Source organism: Rhodoferax bucti (genome assembly GCF_005876985.1).
GTDB lineage: Bacteria > Pseudomonadota > Gammaproteobacteria > Burkholderiales > Burkholderiaceae_C > Allorhodoferax > Allorhodoferax bucti.
The window spans coordinates 203,936-223,592 of the sequence record NZ_VAHD01000001.1 but is presented as its reverse complement, the minus strand read 5'-3'; the positions used below and the strand labels follow the sequence as shown (position 1 = coordinate 223,592).

Sequence of the window (19,657 nt, the reverse complement as noted above, 5' to 3'; positions counted from 1 at the left end):
TTGCATGTTTGAATTGCGTTTGATGTGTCCCGAAGACCGGGTCGAGAACCTGAGCGATGCGCTGGACGCGTTGGACGCACTCAGTGTCAGTGTGGAAGATGCCGATGCCCAAACGGACGCCGAGCAAGCCTTGTTTGGCGAGCCCGGTATGCCGCCGCCCAAAGACGGCTGGCAGCGTTCGCGGGTGATCGCTTTGTTTGCCGAACGTGCCCAAGCCGACGAGGCCGCCCAATTGTTGGCTGCGCAAGACTTCTTTGAAGGCTGCCGCATTCTGGGCGTTGAGGTGTTGGAAGACCAGGACTGGGTGCGTTTGACCCAGTCCCAGTTTGCGCCAGTGGAAATTACCCCCGAGTTCTGGATCGTGCCGACTTGGCACGAGCCGCCTGCCCAGGCCAAGGAAGTGATCCGCTTGGATCCCGGTTTGGCATTCGGTACGGGCACGCACCCCACCACACGCATGTGCTTGCGCTGGATTGCCCGCAATGGCGGCCCTGGCCGGGTGTTGGACTATGGTTGTGGCTCCGGCATATTGGCTATTGGTGCTGCCAAGTTCGGTGCAACGGAAGTGATCGCGGTGGACATTGACCAAGCGGCTGTGGATTCCACCGTGCTGAATGCCGAGGCCAACCACGTGACCTTGGTGGCCGGCCTGCCAGAGGCTGCGCAAGGCGCTTTTGATGTGGTCTTGGCCAACATTTTGGCCACCCCGTTGAAGGTACTGGCGCCGCTACTGTGCGCGCATGTGAAAGCCGGCGGGCACCTGGTGCTGGCGGGTATTTTGGCGCGGCAGGCGGAGGAGCTCACCGCCGCCTACGCACCTTATTGCAAGTTGTCTGTGGCGGACACGGAAGACGGTTGGATTTTGATGACGGCCACGGTCTGAAGCATAGGATGGCGCCCACTACAATGTGACGCCATGAGCCTGATTACCCAATGCCCGGCATGTTCCACGATGTTCAAGGTCGTGCCGGACCAATTGCGTATCTCCGACGGTTGGGTGCGTTGCGGGCAGTGTGACGAGGTTTTCGACGCCAACGTCCATCTTTTTTCAGAGCCTCAACCAGCGCTTGTCTCGGAGGCCCCCCCTTCTCCCCACGTTGCCATTACCAGCCCGGACCCCGCCTGGGCCGCTTCCCTGAAGTTTGCGGAAGATGAGCAGCCTGCCTTGAGCTCAGCTCCTTTAGAACAGTCGTTCGAATCACCCGTGGGAGCTCCCGAGGCCGAAGTGGAGCGAGAGCCGAAGCCCGAAGCTGCGCTTGATGCCCCGGACGATTTTTTATCCCAAAGCCCTGCTGCGCTGGTGCATGGCACTGCCGATGAATTAGGTGCAATTTCCCCCGGTGATGAAGGCTTGGCGCAGGACCCAGCTTTGGATGCGTCTGCAGCCGTGCCTCGCTATGTGCAAACGGAGGCTCCGCTGCGGGATGCGCAGGCAGATTCGGCGCATTTATCGTTCATGCGCAATGCGCGCGGCAGCACGGTATGGCAGCGCACCAGTATTCGCGTTGTGTTGGCGGTGGGGGCCTTATTGGCCTTGACGGGGTTGTTGCTGCAAATCGCGTTGCATGAACGAGACCGGTTGGCAGCCATTGAGCCCGCTAGCCGCCCAGCGTTGCTGCAAATGTGTGAGTGGTTGTCTTGCACCGTCAGCCCCTTGCGCAACATTGAGGCCGTGGTAATTGATAGTTCATCGTTCACCAAAGTACGTACCGATGTCTACCGACTCCATGTAGCGATCAAAAACACCGGTCCGGTTGCCTTGGCGCCCCCTGCTTTCGAATTGACCTTGACGGACATGCAAGACCAAAGCTTGGTTCGTCGTGTGTTCGCCGCCAAGGAGGCCGGTTTTTCCGATGCAACTTTGGCTGCCGGAGCCGAGTTCGCTGCGGTATTGCCGATCGCGGTTAAAACAGGAAGCTCTTCCGAGCGGGTGTCTGGCTACCGGCTGCTCGCCTTCTACCCTTGATAGATGCAATAAAAAAGCCCGGGCCTGAGGCTCCGGGCTTTGATGCCTACCAGCGGCCCTTTTAGGGCTTGCTGGAGGTGGGGAACGGCCATGCAGCCTGGGGATTCAGTGTGGTCTGTGCTGAAGGCGCGGCCGGCTTTTTCGCAGGAGCTGCCTTCTTGGCTGCTACGGGCTTTTTAGCAGGGGCAGCCGCTTTTTTAGCGGGAGCTGCCTTCTTGGCGACTACGGCTTTCTTGGCGGGTGCAGCGGCTTTTTTAACAGGAGCTGCTTTTTTCGCGACGACCGCTTTTTTAGCGGGAGCTGCCTTCTTGGCGGCTACGGCTTTTTTGGCGGGTGCAGCGGCTTTTTTAACAGGAGCTGCTTTTTTCGCGACGACCGCTTTTTTCGCGGGAGCTGCCTTCTTGGCGGCTACGGCTTTCTTGGCGGGTGCAGCGGCTTTTTTAGCAGGAGCTACTTTTTTCGCGACGACCGCTTTCTTTGCGGGTTCAGTTTTTTTAGCGGGAGCGGCCTTCTTAGCGGCCGGTTTTTTTGCAGTTGCCATCATGTTCTCCTTGATCAAGGTACAAAGAGCACTTTCTGCTGCGTATCTGGCAGAAAGTGATTCATGCCACTGGGCGCTGTCCCAGTGGCATGAACTCGGTGTCGCACACCCATGTCGCTGACGGAGCAGCGACTCAATGGGGGCGAAAACTGGAACCGCATGTCGAGTAAATTAATCCCAGGACAGCGCGCCGCCGGACTGGTACTCGATAACACGGGTTTCGAAGAAGTTACGTTCCTTCTTCAAGTCAATCATTTCGCTCATCCACGGGAAGGGATTTTCTTCATTCGGGAAGAGCGCTTCTAGGCCGATTTGCGTTGCACGGCGGTTGGCGATGTAGCGCAAGTACCCTTTGAACATGGATGCATTCATGCCCAGCACGCCGCGCGGCATGGTGTCTTCGGCATAGCGGTATTCCAGCTCTACGGCTTTTTCAAACAAGCCTTTGATTTCGGCTTTGAACTCGGCAGTCCAAAGGTGGGGGTTTTCCAGCTTGAGCTGGTTGATCAGGTCGATGCCGAAGTTGCAGTGCATGGACTCATCGCGCAGGATGTATTGGTACTGCTCGGCAGCGCCTGTCATCTTGTTCTGGCGACCCAAGGCGAGGATTTGGGTGAAGCCCACGTAAAAGAACAAGCCCTCCATCAAGCATGCAAACACAATCAGTGATTTCAGCAATGTCTGATCAGTAGCTTGCGTGCCGGTATGGAAGTTGGGGTCCATGATGGCTTCGATGAATGGAATCAGAAATTCATCTTTATCGCGGATGGATTGGACTTCGTTGTAGGCGTTGAAGATCTCACTCTCGTCCAGACCCAAGGATTCCACAATGTACTGGTAAGCGTGGGTATGGATCGCTTCTTCAAATGCTTGGCGCAATAAAAACTGGCGGCATTCCGGCGCAGTGATGTGGCGGTACGTGCCCAACACGATGTTGTTGGCAGCCAAGGAATCTGCGGTGACAAAAAAACCGAGGTTGCGTTTGACAATGCGACGCTCATCTTCCGTCAGGCCGTTCGGGTCTTTCCATAGCGCGATGTCACGCGTCATGTTGACCTCTTGGGGCATCCAGTGATTGGCGCAGGTTGCGAGGTATTTCTCCCAAGCCCACTTGTACTTAAATGGCACAAGCTGGTTCACATCGGTTTGGCCGTTGATGATGCGCTTGTCAGAGGCGTTGACGCGTTTGCCTGCAGCCGGGGTGCTGGATGCAGGAGGCATTGACGGTTGCGACACCACGCTATTGCCAGAGGGGGCAGGAGCGTAATTCAACGGCGATGCGGGCGTAACTTCTTCGTCCCAGGACAACATAGATGATTCCAATTGGCAGATTATGTGAGCAGTGAATTGAATTGAAAAGCAATCGTGCAATTCACTGAAAATTTGTGTTGTTCAATGGCATCGCAAACCGCGTTGCGATGCCATTGAACTTACTGGCAGGACTCGCAAGTCGGGTCGTCTACTCCGCAGAATTTGATGTCAGTTGCAGCGTTGCTGGCCAACTCCATTTGCATCTGCGCAGCAGCCGCAGCAGCTTCTAATGCGCTAGACATTTTGGTCGAGCCGTGTGCGTCGTTTCCGGAGGACACGGCATTCAAACGCCCGGCAGTGACGGTAGATTTTTCTGCGTGGGTTGCGGACATGGTGCGGAGGTAGTAGGTGGTCTTCAAACCACGCAACCAAGCCAGCTTATACGTCTCGTCTAGCTTCTTGCCCGAAGCACCCGCCATGTAGATGTTCAGGGACTGGGCCTGGTCGATCCACTTCTGGCGACGGGCCGCTGCTTCTACCAACCAGCGTGTTTCCACTTCAAATGCGGTGGCGTATAGCTGTTTGATTTCTTGCGGCACCCGGTCGATCGGGCTCAGCGAGCCATCGAAGTGTTTCAGGTCCATCACCATCACATCGTCCCACAGGCCCAGGCGCTTCAGGTCGCGCACCAGATAGCTGTTGATGACGGTGAACTCACCGGACAAATTGGACTTGACCGACAGGTTGCCGAAGCATGGCTCAATGGATGCGTCTACGCCAATGATGTTGGAAATCGTGGCGGTAGGGGCGATAGCTACGCAGTTGGAGTTGCGCATGCCGTCGGCTGCGATCTTGTTCCGCAAGGCATCCCAATCTAGCGTGGAGGAGCGATCCACTTCTACATAGCCGCCGCGGGCATGTGCCAGCATGTCCAAGGTGTCGGGAGGGAGCACACCTTTGTCCCACAAGCTGCCCTTGTAGCTGTGGTACTTGCCGCGCTCGCGGGCCAGGTCGGTAGACGCCCAGTAGGCGTAGTAGCTGATCGCTTCCATGGAGCGGTCGGCAAATTCAACGGCTGCATCGCTGGCGTAGGGAATGCGCAGTTCGTACAAGCTGTCCTGGAATGCCATCAGGCCCAAGCCCACCGGGCGGTGACGCATGTTCGAGTCACGCGCCTTCTTGACCGCGTAGTAGTTGATATCAATCACGTTATCCAGCATGCGCATGGCGGTGGAAATCGTGCGCTTGAGTTTGTCGTGGTCCAGCACTTTGCCGTTTTCACCGTCTTTCAAGTGCTGCAACAGGTTCACAGAGCCCAGATTGCACACCGCTGTTTCGGTGTCTGAGGTGTTGAGCGTGATTTCGGTGCACAGGTTGGACGAGTGCACGACGCCCGCGTGTTGCTGCGGGGAGCGCACGTTGCATGCATCTTTGAATGTGATCCAAGGGTGTCCGGTTTCGAACAGCATGGTCAGCATCTTGCGCCACAGATCACTGGCTTGCAGTGTGCGGCTTGGCTTGATTTCGCCGCGCGCTGCTTTTTCTTCGTAGGCGACGTAGGCCTTTTCAAACTCTGCGCCAAACAGGTCGTGCAAGTCCGGCACATTGGAAGGCGAGAACAAGGTCCAAGTGCCTTTTTCCATGACGCGGCGCATGAACAAGTCGGGAATCCAGTTCGCAGTGTTCATGTCGTGGGTGCGGCGGCGGTCATCACCGGTGTTTTTGCGCAGCTCCAGGAATTCCTCGATGTCCAAGTGCCAGGTTTCCAAGTAGGTACATACCGCACCTTTGCGTTTGCCGCCTTGGTTTACGGCCACTGCGGTGTCGTTCACCACTTTCAGGAAGGGCACCACACCTTGCGATTCGCCATTGGTGCCCTTGATGTGGGAGCCCAGTGCACGCACACGTGTCCAGTCGTTACCCAAGCCGCCCGCAAACTTGGAGAGGAGGGCGTTTTCCTTAATGGATTCGTAAATACCGTCCAAGTCATCTGGCACCGTTGTCAGGTAGCAGCTGGATAGCTGTGAGCGCAGTGTGCCGCTGTTGAACAGCGTGGGTGTGCTCGACATGAAGTCGAAGCTGGACAGGACTTCGTAGAACTCAATGGCGCGCGCTTCGCGGTCGATTTCATTCAGGGAGAGACCCATGGCCACGCGCATGAAGAAGGCCTGTGGCAACTCAATGCGGGTTTTGCCTTCATGCAGAAAGTAACGGTCATACAGGGTTTGCAGTCCCAGGTAATCAAATTGCAGATCACGGTTTGCCTTGATGGCTTGGCCCAGGCGCTTCAAGTCAAATTGCTGCAACTTCTCGTCCAGCAAATCGGCAGCAATGCCGCGCTTGATGAAGCCGGGGAAGTAGTCTGCGTAAGCTTCTTGCATGTCTGCTTGCGCGACATCACGGCCTAGCACTTCGCGGGAAATCGTGTGAAACAGCAGGCGCGCTGTGGCGTAGGTGTAGTCCGGGTCTTTTTCAATCAAGGTCCGGGCCGCGAGAATGGAAGCCTTATACACCTCGTCCAAAGGGACACCGTCATACAGGTTGCGCATGGTTTCCGCAACGATGGGGTCCGCCTTCACGTCGGCACCCAATCCAGCGCAAGCCGTTTCAATGCGGGACTGGAGTTGTGCCAAATCCAAGGGAACGCGTTGGCCACCATCCAACACATGGATGATGGGGGCCTGGGGCGCTGTGGTTGCAACTTGCTTGGCACGCTCCTGGGTGCGGCGCTCGCGGTACAGTACATAAGCACGTGCAATTTCGTGGTGACCGCCACGCATCAAACCGAGTTCGACTTGGTCTTGCACGTCTTCAATATGGAAGGTGCCACCGCCCGGGCGGGAGCGCACCAGCGCACGGATGACTTGTTGCGTCAGTCCGTCCACAGTTTCGCGCACGCTGGCCGAGGCTGCGCCTTGGGTGCCATGCACTGCCAGGAAGGCCTTCATCATGGCCACAGCGATTTTGTTGGGTTCAAAAGGCACCACCGCGCCGTTGCGGCGAATGATTTGGTAGTGGGCCAGCGCGTGGGGGGCTTGGGCCTCAGGGCTGGCAACAGCCGTCAGCAATGGGGCTGCGGCGCTGGATGCGGAAGAAGGAATAGATTGCATGATTTCCTCGTCTAAATCAGTATGTTTTTGTGATGGCGTTGATGCGGCATGGGTCAATATCCGCGTATGCCGCGCCCAGGCGGGTCAAGCAAGGACACACTATATCTGGGGTCTGTGGCGGTGACAAGCCACTACCGGTAGTGTATCGGGCTTGTGGGGACGCTCCGCGCTGCTATGTCGGAGGGGTGCGCGGCGGTGGCGCTGGGGGAGGCCAGTGAAGGCCTTGATTTTTCAAGAAAAAAAAACGCAACCCTTTGCTCCGTGGGCCCTGCAAGAGACTTTGGTCCGCCAGGCCTTATGGAAACTGGTGGTGTTTCAGGGGCTGCGTAAAAATTAAGCGAAGACGTATGCGATAAAAAAAGATATTTTTTTCGATCTGTGGCTTTGACGCACTCACACCGGGAATTCCCAGTTGGATAAAGCGGCCCATTGCTGCAGCCGTTGCCAGTCCAATCCGGGGCCCGGATCGGTTTTCCGGCCGGGCGCAATGTGCTGATGGCCCGCCACAAAGTGAATCGCATACTGGCGATCAATGGTCTCGCACAGCATTTGCAGCGTGGCGTATTGCGCTTCGGTGAACTGGTCGTCGTCCATGCCCTCCAGTTCTATGCCTATGGAGTCATCATTGCAGTTCGACCGGCCCCGGTAAAAAGACAGCCCTGCGTGCCATGCCCGCTGGTCACAGCTGACGAATTGCCACAGCGCGCCTGTCCGCATGATCAAAAAGTGGCTGGATACCTGCATGCCCCGGATACTCTGAAAGTAAGGGTGCGCGTCCCAATCCAGGGTGTTGGAAAACAAGTCTTGGATGGCGTTGCCGCCGTATTTGCCGGGCGGCAGGCTGATCGAGTGCAGCACGACCAGGTCCACCGCCGCGCCCGGAGGGCGTGGCCCGTAGTTGGGCGAGGGGTGGTGCTTGGCGGTGTTCAACCAGCCCTCGTTCCAACCGGGACCCGCCGTGGTTTTATGGTCCATCGTCCCCTCCTGGCACTTCAATTTTCAGTCGGTCCATCCGGTAGCGGATCTGGCGCAGGCTGATACCCAAGCGGTTGGCTGCGGCGGTGCGGTTAAACCCCGTGTCGGTAAGTGCGCGCACCAGGATGTCGCGCTCTTGAGCATCCAGATGCCCCTGCAAGTCAGACGGAACCGGTGCCGGCACGAAGGTCGGTTCCGCTGTTTCCTGGGTGGGCGGCGAGGGCATTGCAGAGTGCTGCGCGGGCGGTTCTGCGTGCAGGGGCGCGGGCGATGTACCCTCAAACGGAGCATCCAGTTCCAGGATGTCGTTGTCAGACAAGGCCATCGCCCGGTGCAGCAAGTTTTCGAGCTCGCGGACGTTTCCCTTTAAAGGATGGGTCCGCAGCTGCTCCAGCGCCATGGCTGAAAGTGTGGGAATCTGTACGCCGGCTTCGGTGGCAATACGCTCCAGGATGGCTTGGCAGAGAGTTTCCAAATCCTCCTTGCGCTCCCGCAGTGGTGGGATGTAGAGGTCAATCACGTTCAACCGGTAATACAGGTCCTGCCGGAAGGTGTGTGCCTCCACTCCTGCCGCCAAGTCTTTGTGGGTTGCGCTGACGATGCGCACATCCACTGGTTCCTCCTGGTGGCTGCCGAGCGGGCGGACTTTGCGCTCTTGAATCACCCGTAGCAATTTGGATTGCATGGCGAGTGGCAAATCGCCGATTTCGTCCAAAAACAAGGTGCCGCCATGGGCTGCCTGAAAAAAGCCAGCCCGGTCTTGCGTCGCGCCGGTGTAGGCGCCTTTGCGCACCCCGAAAAACTCAGCTTCCAGCAAGGTTTCGGGGATGGCGCTGCAGTTGACGGCCACCCACGGCCCGTGTGCGCGGTGGCTGCTGGCATGCAGCGCACGGGCGGCCAGCTCTTTGCCGGTTCCGGACTCTCCGCGTACCAGCACCGGTGCCATGCTGCGGGCCACCTTGCCAATGCGCTCTCTCACGGCGGTCATGGCTGCTGACGCGCCCACCATCTGGTCCAGTGCCGCCTGCCCTGGGGCGCTGGCTACCAGAGTTTTGGCTGCGGATCGCTCTGGTGTGTTGCTCGCTGGCGTGGAGTTTGGGGGGGCCACGCCCGATGCCGCAGCGGCAACCACTGCGCGGAACTGCTTGAGATCCACTGGTTTGGTGAGGTAATCGAACGCGCCGGCCTTGAGCGATTCCACCGCGTTTTCCGCCGACCCATAGGCGGTAATGACAATGCAGCGCTCTCCACCTCGCCGCTCACGCAACAGGTAGAGGATGTCAATCCCCTGCCCGTCGGGCAGTCGCATGTCGGTGATCACGACGTCGTAATTCTGGACCTGAAGGGCTGCATGCGCCTCTGCCAGGGCTCCAGCGGTATCTACCTGGTAGCCCTCGCGCAGCAGGGTGAGCTCATACAGGGTGCGCAAATCTGGCTCATCGTCGACAACCAGAATCCGGGGGGCGCTTAGTACAGGGATGCTTGCCATGGGGTCGGGGTGCCGGGTTCGGTGGGGTGGGCTGAGGGCCTGCTTAGTAGAGTGACTGTGAATTCATTGCCCTCTACAAGTTGCTTGTTGCAGATGCGGGTGCTGCGCTGGTACGTAAGGGTTGCGCCGTGGCGCTCACACAGTTCGCGGGAAATGTACAAGCCCAATCCGCTGGACCGGCTCTCCGACGAAAAAAACGGCTCAAACAGGTGGCGCTCCACTGTTTGGTCCATGCGCGCACCGTCGCTCCACACACTCACCAAGGCATGCTCCTCGGTATAACGCACCGCGACCTGGATGGCGTCGAGGGTTTTACTGGCATACCGCAGCGCGTTGTCCAGCAGATTCACCAGTACCTGACGCAACTGGTCGGCATCAAAGCGCGCGGAGCGGGGGGCGGGGTCGATGTCGAAATGGATCAAGCCTGCCTGGCCCCGTGGGGCCGCCCAGTCCTGGGCCATGCTGTGGACCAGCTCGCCGAGTCCGTGCAAGGCCTCTGCGCCGGTGTTGCTTGTTTCCCGCGCGCGGGCGACGTTCAGGATGTCGTCCACGATTTTTTCAAGCCGCTTGGCGTTCTGGCTCACCATCTGGGTGAGTCGCAATTGCTTGGGGTCTTGCAAGTCTTCTTCCAGCAGCGCGTTGGCTTGTGCAATGGCCGCCAGCGGATTGCGGATTTCGTGAGCCACCGCTGTTGACATGCGGCCCATGCTGGCCAGTTTTTCAGTGCGCAGGCGCGCTTCTGCTTGCCGTTGGTCTTGCAGAAACAGCACACACAGGCTGTCCTCGCCGATACCCATAGGTGCGGCAAGCCGGGTCCGGGCAAGTACCTTGAGTGGGCCGGCTCCTTCGGTGTGAATGGTCAGCTCCGCCTCCTGGTTTTGCCCACTACCCACACTGAGTCGGGTTAGTTGGAATAGGGCGCGCCACGCCGGTTCTGTTTTCAAATCAAACAGGGCGGTATGCAAGGCGTAGTGATGCCCCAGCATGCCGCGCGCGGCGGGGTTGGCGGCGCGCACGATGCCGAATTGGTCCACGATCATCACCCCTTCCGGGAAGGCCTCAATCACCAGTTCGTTAACTTCACGCTGAATGTTGGCCGCCAATTGGCTTTGCCGGGCTTTGCGCCCTTCCAAGGCCATGCGGGTCGCCAGTTGGTTGGCCAGAAAAGCGATGGCGAAGTAGCCCACACCGCTCAGCGCAGCCTGCACATAAGGCCCCGGGTTGTCCTGCTGGCTATGGAACTGGTTCCAGACCGCGCCACCCAGCAGCAGCATGGTGATGCCAGCCGCCGTGCCCAATGCCAGCCGTAAAGATCCCAGAATGGATGCTAGCAACACCGGCAGTGCAAATAGGGGGGTGTAGTTCAGGTTGCTGCCGTTGAGCCACTGCAAAGCCCCGAAGGCGAGCACATCCACCCCGATCAGTACACCCCAATACGGCGAAAACGCCTGTCCCAGCGGCCGTGGGCGCAAGTGCACACGGGTCACCAGCGTGCCGACAAAGTAAGCCGTGCAGACGGCCGCCAGCGTTTGGCTTTGGACGGCTCCGATGGCATGCAGCACCCATTGCAGTGCGGCTAACACCAGGCCCAGCACCAGCCGCGCCGTCATGAAAGCCTGCCAGAGGCGCTTGAAGTCTTCTTGGTCGTCGACCGGCTGGATCAGTGAGGTTTCCAGCGCCGAAGGTCCGAACCAAGAGTGATCGGCCTGCTCCTGCTGCACTAGGACGGCTCCGCAAGGGTACGGTGAGCCTGGCTGCAATACATGCCGTGCGCACCCCGCACCACGTCTTCCATGGGCAGATGCAGGCCGCAGTGGGCGCAGGCGGTCATGTCGACCACCGCCGGGTTCCGGCTTGTGTCATGGGGTGTGGGCGCGCGCGGCGTGCTCGCTGCACTGCGCCAACGCCACACCACCACTGCTGCCAGCAGCAAAAGAAGGAGGTATTTCACGCTCAGCGTCTCAACAGAACTTCCAGTACGAAACGGGAGCCTACATAGGCCAGCAGCAGCAAGGCGGAGCCGATATACAGCACGGCTGCAGCCCGTTTGCCCCGCCAACCGAAGCGAACGCGCCCCGCCAACAGGACCGCAAAAGTCACCCAAGACAACACGGAAAACACGGTTTTATGGTCCCAGTGCCATGCGTGGCCCTGTCCGTACACCACATCGCCAAAGCCATAGCCCATGGCGAGTGTGGCGGTGAGCAGTACGAACCCTGCGGCCACAAAACGGTAGGTCAAACGCTCCAGGGTGAGCAAGGGCAGGCCGCTGTGCGGGTCCGCCGCCTGGCGGATGCGGGCTTCGGCCCGGTTCATCATCCACGCGTGGACTACGGCGGTGCCAAACAGACCGTAACTGGCAATGCCGAATGCCAAGTGGGTGGGCAACCAGATCGTGGCGGTGTCCGGCAGGCTGGAGCCGGGAAACACGCAAGCCAGCAGTACGGCAAATGCGCCCAATGCAGACAAGGTCCACCGGGTTTGCAGTTGGGGGTAAATCTGGCTTTCTACGGCATACACCGCAGCCACCAGCCAGGCAGTGACCGACAGCGCAGGCGCGAAGCCGAACTGTGCAGGCGTTTGCAACAAGCCCCACGCTAAGACGGAGCCGTGCAAAAACCACGCAAATGCTACCCAGGCCCGGGCGGAGGTCGCCGACAAATGGGCGGTGCGGAAAGCAGGCCACGCATAGGCGCAGGCCGACAAAACCGACAAGGTCACGCTAACAGGGGACGCACTGGCTAAAATCATGCGCACAGTTTAGCGTTTTGCTCCCTGCCGGCACTGTCCGGCTCACACCGCAGGTTGCGCCTGCCGGAATACTTCAATATGGCCTCCGCTCTCACCGACAAACTTTCCCGCCTCGTCAAGGATTTGCGAGGCCAGGGACGCATCACCGAGTCCAACGTCACCGACATGCTGCGCGAAGTGCGCATGGCGTTGCTGGAGGCCGATGTGGCTCTGCCCGTGGTGCGCGACTTTATTGCCCGCGTGAAAGACAAGGCCATGGGCCAAGAGGTACTGGGTTCGCTCCAGCCGGGCCAGGTGCTGGTCAGCATCGTCAACCGCGAGCTGGCCGCCACCATGGGCGAGGGCGTGAGCGATATCAACCTCGCGGCCCAGCCGCCTGCGGTGATTTTGATGGCCGGTCTGCAAGGTGCCGGTAAAACCACCACCACGGCCAAGCTGGCCAAGCACCTGATCGAAAAACGCAAGAAGAAAGTGCTGACAGTCTCTGGAGACGTGTACCGCCCCGCCGCGATCGAACAGCTCAAAACCGTGACTGCCCAAGCCGGCGCCGAGTGGTTCCCGTCCACCCCGGACCAGAAGCCCGTGGACATTGGCCGCGCCGCGCTGGACTACGCCAAAAAGCATTTCTTTGACGTATTGCTGGTCGACACGGCTGGCCGTTTGGCGATTGACGAAGCCCTGATGCTGGAAATCAAAAACTTGCACGCCGCACTCAATCCGGTGGAAACGCTGTTTGTGGTGGACGCCATGCAGGGGCAGGATGCGGTCAACACCGCCAAGGCCTTCAAGGAAGCGCTGCCACTGACCGGCATCATCCTCACCAAGACTGACGGCGATTCGCGTGGTGGTGCTGCGCTCTCCGTGCGTCAGATCACAGGTGCACCTATCAAGTTTGCGGGTACCAGCGAAAAACTCGATGGTCTGGAAGTGTTCGACGCTGAACGCCACGCAGGCCGCATTCTGGGCATGGGCGACATCGTGGCGCTGGTGGAGCAGGTTACTGCGGGTGTGGACATTGAAGCCGCCAAAAAGCTGGCCGAGAAGGTCAAGAGCGGTGGCGGCTTTGATCTGAATGACTTTTTGGCGCAGATCCAGCAGATGAAGCAAATGGGCGGCCTCTCCAGCCTCATGGACAAGTTGCCTGCCGCCATGGCGGCCAAGGCCGGTCAGGTGGACATGGACAAGGCGGAGAAAGACATCAAGCGCAAGGAAGGCATCATCCACAGCATGACGCCGCTGGAGCGGCGCAAGCCCGAGCTCATCAAGGCCACGCGCAAGCGCCGCATCGCCGCCGGTGCCGGGGTGCATGTGCAAGAGGTGAACCGCATGCTCAAGGAGTTTGAGCAGATGCAAGAGATGATGAAGAAGATGAAGGGCGGCGGCATGATGAAGATGATGAAGCGCCTGGGCGGCATGAAGGGCATGCCCAAGATGCCTTTCTGATGGCGGATCACACGCCTGCGCAGGTGTTGCGCGGCATCGGCCTGGCCATCGTGGCCATGGCCTGCTTTGCCACCCTGGATACCACTACCAAATGGGTGTCGCTGAGTGCGCCGCTCATGGTGGCCATGTTTTTCCGCTATGGCTTTCAGGCCGTGGCGACCACCCTGATTGAGCTGCCGCGCCAAGGCCGTGCCCTGGTGCAAACGCAGCACCTGGGGCTGCACCTGCTGCGCGGTGGGTTGCTGTTAACGACCAGTGTGTTCGCCTACCTCAGCCTCAAGCACATGCCGGTGGGGGAGTTCACGGCCATTGTGTTGCTCACGCCGCTGGTGGTTACCTTGCTGGCGGCGCGCATGCTGCATGAAAAAGTGTCCCGCCTGCGTTTATTGCTCGTGGCGGGCGGCTTTTTGGGCACGCTGATCATTGTGCGCCCTGAGGGCTCCGATGTGAATTGGGCGCTGCTGTTCCCCATCGGGGTGGTGCTGGCCAATGCAGGCTTTCAGTTGCTCACCAGCCGCATGACCCGCACCGAAGACCCCATGACCATGCAGTTCTACACAGGGTGGACCGGCGCTGTAGTCGCGGCGGTGGCGCTGCCGTTTGTGTGGGTTCCCATTGCATCCCATGCCGTGTGGGGCGGGCTGGCGCTGATGGGGTTTCTGGGCAGCTTGGGGCACTTTATCTTTATCCAGGCTTTCAAGCGGGCGCCAGCCGCGGTGCTCATGCCTTACATGTATGCGCAGATTGCCTTTGCCATGTTGGGCGGATGGATCATCTTTTCCCATATGCCGGACCAGTGGACGCTGGCCGGCATGGCCTTGATTGCGGTGTGCGGCGCGGCCGGGGCTTGGCTCACCGCGCACGAGAGCCGCGCAGCCGCCGAAACTCCGGAGCACTAAAGACCGTTAAGCGGCAGATGCTGCCCGCGCAGCGGCATCTCGCCCGGCCAAATAGCCGAATACCATGCCCGGCCCGATGGTGATGCCCGGGCCGGTGTAAATGCCACCCATGATGGAGTGCATATCGTTGCCCACGGCGTACAGACCATCAATCACTTCGCCCTGCGTATTCAGCGCCCGCGCTGTGCCATCGGTGGCCAGGCCAGTTGCCGCGCCGATGTCGCCGGGGTACAGCTTCACCGCATAGAAAGGGGCTTCGCTCAGTGCGCCCAAGCTCGGGTTGTGGCCCGGCCACTGTGCATCGCCAATGTTTTGCTGGTAGGCGGTTTCGCCCCGGTGGAAGTCGGGGTCGGTGCCGGTTTCTGCATAGCGCTGGATGCTGGCCGCACTTTGCAGCAGACCTTGTGCGTTGATGCCCAGCTTCTCCGCAAGTGCTTCCAGCGTGCGGCCTTCCGTGAGGTAGCCGTCTGCCAAAAAGGGCGCCAAGCCTTTGCCGCCCGGGCGCACCATGCCCAGGCCGTAGGTGCGCAGGGCACGCGCATCGCAAATCAAGTAGGCCGGCACGGCGGCACCGGCTGCAGGCTGCTGCATCGCCAGGCCGAAGAGGTGGTAGGACGTGCTTTCGTTCACAAAACGCTGCCCGGCCTGGTTGACGGTGAGCATGCCGGGCTTGGCGCGGTCCATCACAAAGTGGGGGAACACGGCCTGCGTGCCGTCGGGGCGCTTGCGCAGCGACACCGGTGCCCAGAACGCAGGCGTGGCGCTGCCTTCTCCATAGCGTGCGCCAGCCTCGCGGGCCAAGGCTTGTGCCTGCCCGGTGTGGCCGGGGCCTGCCGGGCACCAAGCCGCCTCTACCCCCGGCAGCCACTGGGCGCGCTGGGTGGGGTTGCGGTTGAAGCCGCCACTCGCCAGCACTACGCCGCCGCGTACGGTGATGTTCCGTTGCTGGCCGTCTTGCGCCAAAGAAACGCCGGTGATGCGGCCCGCATCGGTGTGCAATGCGGTAACGGACGTGTTCAGCAGCAGCCGGGCGGTGGGGTGCTGCGCCAGCGAATACAACAGGCGCGCGATCAGGGCATTGCCCATGACCAGCCGGGTGCCGCGCGGGTAGCGTAGTCGGTCCATGGCGTGGCGCAGCACGATCTTGACCGAGTGCTTGAGCGAGGTCCACGAGCCCGTCATGCCCAGCAGGTGGTTGATGTCGGTGCGGTCCACCATCATGCCGCCCAGCACGGTGAACTCGGGGATGGGCTTGCGCAGCACGCCAAACAAACTGCCCAGCAAGCGCCCGTCAAACGGCTGTGGCTCCAGCGCGCGGCCGTTCAGGGTGGAGCCGCCCAGTTCCGAGAGGTAGTCGGGGTGCTTGGGGTAGGGGCGGAACTGCACCGCCGTGTGCTGCTCCAAGTGGGCAATCGCTTGCGGGCCGGCGTCTAGAAAGGCCTGGCGCAGTGCGTGCGGCGTGCGCTCGCCTACCGCGTTGTCGAGGTAGGTGGCGGCGGTTGCTAGCGTGTCGGTGGTGTTGACCTTGGCAGCATGGTGGGTGCCGGGTACCCAAGCGGTGCCGGCGGAGAGCGCGGTGGTGCCGCCCGCAAACGCGGTGTGCTCCACCACCAGCACGCGGGCACCGGCCAGCGCTGCGCACAACGCGGCCGACAGGCCCGCACCACCGGCGCCAATCACCAGCACGTCCACCGTATCGTGGTCTTGCAAATCGGCCAGTGTGGCCAGCAAAGGATGGGGTGTAGCCATCTCAGCGCCCCAGCAAAAAGTCCACCATCAGGTCGCGCACACGGCCGAACATGTGGGCGCCGGTCATGGTCTTGCAGCCCAGGGCGCGGGCGGCAGCAATCAGCGGGGTGATGGCGGGCTGGGTAATCACGCAGCCTACAAACATGTGGCCTGTTAACTGCTGCACATCCAGGGGGTAAGGGTCGCCGTCTTTCATGCCCACGGGCGTGGCGTTAAGCACGATGTCAAACCCCGTAGGGCTGGCGCTGCCGTGCACCACCGGGCAGCGGCCGATGCCGGCGAGCCGGTCCACCAGCGTGGTGCGGCGCTGCACGTCCTCGTCGTGAATGGCTAGGGTCGATACACCGGCCATCACCAGCGCATGGGCAATGGCTGAGCCCGCGCCGCCCGCGCCTACCAGCAGGGCTTTTTTGCCTTCGATCTCGGCGCCGTTGTCGCGCATGGCGGCCACAAAGCCTAGGCCGTCAAACATGTCGCCGTGCCAGCTGCCATCGGGGTTGCGGCGCATGGTGTTCACCGTGTGCAAAAACGCGGCGCTGGGCGAGGCGGTGGCACACAGGTCAAAGCAGGCGAACTTGTGTGGCACGGTGACGATGACGCCGTCCACATTTTTGGCGAGCGACACGCCGTCCAGCCAGGCGGCCAGGTCTTTGGGAGGCACATGGGCGGGCATCACAAACGCGTTGTGGCCGGCGTCGGCAAACGCCTGGGTTACCCCGGCGGGGGATTTCACCTGCGCGATCGGGTCGCCCACGATGTAGTGAAGCCGGGTAGCGCCGCTCAACAAAGATTCAGACATGGCAAGCCTTGGGGTCAAAAGTGAAAGATGGCGGCATCGTATCTAAAAGTGGAATAGTGTTCAAGTATTGAATGTAATTTCAATTTCTCATACACTGGCGTCAGTTTTTTACCGGGCTTCACCATGAATGGCGTTTTAGACCGTACCTTGGCCATCCTCGAATTGCTCACCCAGCACGGCGCCGGGCTGGAGCTGGCCGCCATTGCCGACCGGCTGGACATTCCCCGCAGCGCGGTGCACCGCTTGCTGGCTGACCTGGTGCGCTGCGGCTATGTGCGCCAAACGCGTGAGCATGGCGACTACCAGCTCACTACCAAGCTGGTGTCCATGGGCCTGTCCTTTTTGAGCCACAGCGGCATCGTGGATGTGGCGCAGCCCCTGCTGGACCGCTTGGCCGAGGTGTCGGGCGAGCTGGTGCGCCTGGGGGTGATTGACGGCAGCCGCCTCACCTGGGTAGCCCGCGCCCAAGGCGCCCGCCAAGGCCTGCGTTACGACCCCGATATGGGCAGCGACGCCCGCCTCTCATGCTCCGCCTCCGGCTGGGTGTGGATGGCCGCACTCACCGACGACCAAGCCCTGGGGCTGGTGGCCGCGCAAGGCCTGGGCAGCACCGCCGACTACGGGCCCAATGCGCCCTCCAGCCTTAAAGCGGTGATGGAGGCGGTGCATGCCACCCGCGAACGCGGCTTTGCCATGACGGAAGAAACCTACACCCCCGGCCTGAATGCCATGGGCGCGGTGGTGCGCTTGCAGGGCCAGGCGCCGCTGGGGGCCATCACCATTGCCGGGCCCTCGGTGCGCTTCACCCGCGACAAAATGGAAGCGCTGGGCGCCGAGCTGCAATCGGTGGCGGCACAAATGGCGGCGGCCAGTGGCGCGTCCCCCTTCTTCAACCAGCGCCTGCACCACCTGGGGCAGCAAGCGGTGGCCCAACCGATTTACGCCGCATGACCGAAGTTGATCTGCTCGTCATCGGCTCCGGTGCGGGCGGCTTGTCCGCTGCCGTCACGGCCGCGCACCTGGGCCAAAAAGTGCTGGTCACCGAGAAAGACGCGCAGTTTGGCGGCACCACCGCCTGGTCTGGTGGCTGGATGTGGATACCCCGTAACCCGCTGGCCCGTGCTGCGGGCATCGAGGAGCCGCTCGAAGAGCCTTTGGCCTACCTGCAGGAAGAGCTGGGCGCGCAGTTTGACGAGGCCCGCGCCCGTGCCTTTTTGGCGCAGGGGCCGCACATGGTGGAGTTTTTCCAGCGCGAAACCCAGCTGCAGTTCATCGACGGCAACCTCATCCCCGACTTCCATGGCAACACACCGCATGCGGCGACGGGCGGGCGCTCTATCTGCGCCGCGCCGTTTGACGGGCGCCGCTTGGGTGTGCGGGTGCAGGACCTCAAGCCCCCGCTGCCCGAGACCACGCTGTGGGGTATGGGCATTGCCTCGGGCGCGGAGCTGCGGCATTTTTTCAATGCCATGGCCAAGCCGGCGTCGTTTTGGTACGTCACCAAACTAGTGCTGCGCCACTGGTGCGATCTGCTGCTGCACCGCCGGGGCATGCGCCTGGTGAATGGCAATGCGCTGGTGGCTGCGCTGGCCGCCTCGGCGCTGGGCAAGGGTGTGGACATCCGCACCCGCAGCCCGGCGCAGCGCCTCATCATGAAAGGCGGGCGCGTGGTGGGCGCAGTGCTGCACACCCCGCAGGGCGAGCTGGAAGTGCGCGCCCGCTGCGGCGTGGTGCTGGCCTGCGGTGGTTTTCCGCACGACCCGGCGCGCAAGCAGGCGCTGCTGCCCCACGCTTTTACGGGCGAGGAACATTGGTCTGCCGCCTCGCGCGGCAACACGGGCGATGGCTTGCGCCTGGGCGAAGCCGCCGGCGGCGTGGTGGGGGCTGACATGGCGCAGTGTGCCGCGCTGGCGCCGGTGTCGCTGGTGCCTCGGGCGGACGGCAGCGTGGCCCACTTCCCGCACCTCATTGAGCGGGCCAAGCCGGGGCTGATAGCGGTGACCGCACGCGGCCAGCGCTTTGTGAACGAGGCCGACTCGTACCACGACTTTTTGCAAGGCCTGCTGCGCGCCACGCCGGCGGGCGAGGCGGTGCAAGGCTGGCTGGTGTGCGACCACGCTTTTATGCGCCGCTACGGGCTGGGCGCGGTCAAGCCCGCCCCCATGCCCGTGGGCGCCATGCTGGCCAACGGCTACTTGCAGCACGGCGACACATTGGCTGAGTTGGCTCAGCGCTGCGGCATCGAGGCAGATGCTTTGCAGGCCACCGTGCAGCGCTACAACGCCCTGGCGCTGGCCGGGCGCGATACCGACTTTGCCAAGGGCGAAACGCCCTACAACCGCATCCAGGGCGACGCCGCTTACGCCCAAGAGCGCGGCTGGCCCAACCCCTGTATGGCGCCGCTGGTCCAGGGGCCGTTTTACGCGGTGCGCATCGTGCCGGGCAGCCTGGGCACGTTTGCCGGTTTGCAGGTCAACGCCCACGCCCAGGTGCTCAATGCGGCCGGCCGGCCCATTGCAGGCCTCTACGCCGGGGGTAACGACATGCGCAGCGTCATGGGCGGCCACTACCCCGCAGGCGGCATCACCCTGGGGCCCGCCATGACCTTCGGCTTTATCGCTGCCCACCATGCCGCAGGGAAAAATTTATAAGAAATAGGCCTCTAGCGCTCGTGGAATGTGCGC

At 61.3% G+C, this 19,657-nt stretch carries 16 protein-coding genes; 6 read left to right on the top strand and 10 right to left on the bottom strand.

What is annotated here, in order from left to right; all coding sequences use genetic code 11:
* Positions 1–4 precede the first annotated feature (4 nt).
* Both prmA and FDM28_RS01045 read left to right on the top strand, forming a co-directional pair.
* Positions 5–883 carry a 50S ribosomal protein L11 methyltransferase gene (gene prmA, locus FDM28_RS01050; RefSeq protein ID WP_138512181.1) on the top strand — a complete coding sequence of 293 codons (879 nt, stop codon included), beginning with the start codon at positions 5–7 and terminating at the stop codon, positions 881–883.
* Between the two features lie 33 nt (positions 884–916).
* Positions 917–1,966, top strand: coding sequence for a zinc-ribbon and DUF3426 domain-containing protein (locus FDM28_RS01045; RefSeq protein ID WP_138512179.1), 1,050 nt, complete (start codon positions 917–919; stop codon positions 1,964–1,966).
* A gap of 61 nt (positions 1,967–2,027) precedes the next feature.
* Here the strand turns inward: FDM28_RS01045 and FDM28_RS01040 are convergent, their stop codons facing one another.
* From FDM28_RS01040 to FDM28_RS01005, 8 genes are all read right to left on the bottom strand, one after another.
* A complete protein-coding gene (locus tag FDM28_RS01040; RefSeq protein ID WP_138512177.1) occupies positions 2,028–2,507 on the bottom strand; it encodes a histone in 480 nt (159 codons plus the stop codon).
* A gap of 171 nt (positions 2,508–2,678) precedes the next feature.
* The gene (locus FDM28_RS01035; RefSeq protein WP_138512175.1) at positions 2,679–3,818 is read right to left on the bottom strand and encodes a ribonucleotide-diphosphate reductase subunit beta; all 1,140 of its coding nucleotides are present in this window, start codon (positions 3,816–3,818) and stop codon (positions 2,679–2,681) included.
* A 119-nt stretch (positions 3,819–3,937) separates the two neighbouring features.
* Entirely contained in the window at positions 3,938–6,868 is a 2,931-nt protein-coding gene (locus FDM28_RS01030) for a ribonucleoside-diphosphate reductase subunit alpha (RefSeq protein ID WP_138512173.1), read from the bottom strand.
* A 393-nt stretch (positions 6,869–7,261) separates the two neighbouring features.
* Entirely contained in the window at positions 7,262–7,843 is a 582-nt protein-coding gene (gene ampD, locus FDM28_RS01025; RefSeq protein WP_138512171.1) for a 1,6-anhydro-N-acetylmuramyl-L-alanine amidase AmpD, read from the bottom strand.
* On the bottom strand, positions 7,833–9,332 hold the full coding sequence (locus FDM28_RS01020) for a sigma-54-dependent transcriptional regulator (protein ID WP_138512169.1): 1,500 nt from the start codon (positions 9,330–9,332) through the stop codon (positions 7,833–7,835). Before FDM28_RS01020 ends, ampD begins: the two co-directional genes overlap by 11 nt.
* The gene (locus FDM28_RS01015) at positions 9,311–11,053 is read right to left on the bottom strand and encodes a sensor histidine kinase (protein WP_138512167.1); all 1,743 of its coding nucleotides are present in this window, start codon (positions 11,051–11,053) and stop codon (positions 9,311–9,313) included. The genes FDM28_RS01020 and FDM28_RS01015 overlap by 22 nt, the downstream gene beginning before the upstream one ends.
* On the bottom strand, positions 11,053–11,283 hold the full coding sequence (locus tag FDM28_RS01010; RefSeq protein ID WP_138512165.1) for a PP0621 family protein: 231 nt from the start codon (positions 11,281–11,283) through the stop codon (positions 11,053–11,055). Before FDM28_RS01010 ends, FDM28_RS01015 begins: the two co-directional genes overlap by 1 nt.
* Before the next feature lie 2 nt (positions 11,284–11,285).
* Entirely contained in the window at positions 11,286–12,083 is a 798-nt protein-coding gene (locus FDM28_RS01005) for a cytochrome C assembly family protein (protein ID WP_138512163.1), read from the bottom strand.
* 78 nt (positions 12,084–12,161) lie between these two features.
* Here FDM28_RS01005 and ffh point away from each other — a divergent pair, with 78 nt between their 5' ends.
* Together ffh and FDM28_RS00995 are read left to right on the top strand one after the other, a co-directional pair.
* A complete protein-coding gene (gene ffh, locus FDM28_RS01000) occupies positions 12,162–13,526 on the top strand; it encodes a signal recognition particle protein (protein WP_138512161.1) in 1,365 nt (454 codons plus the stop codon).
* Positions 13,526–14,425: a DMT family transporter gene (locus FDM28_RS00995; RefSeq protein WP_138512159.1), complete on the top strand. Its 900-nt coding sequence runs from the start codon at positions 13,526–13,528 to the stop codon at positions 14,423–14,425. Before ffh ends, FDM28_RS00995 begins: the two co-directional genes overlap by 1 nt.
* 6 nt (positions 14,426–14,431) lie before the next feature.
* On the opposite strand, the gene FDM28_RS00990 is transcribed toward FDM28_RS00995, so the two are convergent.
* Both FDM28_RS00990 and FDM28_RS00985 read right to left on the bottom strand, forming a co-directional pair.
* The gene (locus FDM28_RS00990) at positions 14,432–16,174 is read right to left on the bottom strand and encodes an FAD-dependent oxidoreductase (protein ID WP_206021890.1); all 1,743 of its coding nucleotides are present in this window, start codon (positions 16,172–16,174) and stop codon (positions 14,432–14,434) included.
* A gap of 1 nt (position 16,175) precedes the next feature.
* Positions 16,176–16,973, bottom strand: coding sequence for a shikimate dehydrogenase family protein (locus FDM28_RS00985; protein ID WP_138512157.1), 798 nt, complete (start codon positions 16,971–16,973; stop codon positions 16,176–16,178).
* A gap of 123 nt (positions 16,974–17,096) precedes the next feature.
* Between FDM28_RS00985 and FDM28_RS00980 the strand changes: the two genes are divergently transcribed.
* Together FDM28_RS00980 and FDM28_RS00975 are read left to right on the top strand one after the other, a co-directional pair.
* Complete coding sequence (locus FDM28_RS00980) at positions 17,097–17,924, top strand: IclR family transcriptional regulator (protein ID WP_138512155.1); 828 nt, start codon at positions 17,097–17,099, stop codon at positions 17,922–17,924.
* A complete protein-coding gene (locus FDM28_RS00975; RefSeq protein WP_138512153.1) occupies positions 17,921–19,624 on the top strand; it encodes an FAD-dependent oxidoreductase in 1,704 nt (567 codons plus the stop codon). Before FDM28_RS00980 ends, FDM28_RS00975 begins: the two co-directional genes overlap by 4 nt.
* Positions 19,625–19,657: the final 33 nt, after the last annotated feature.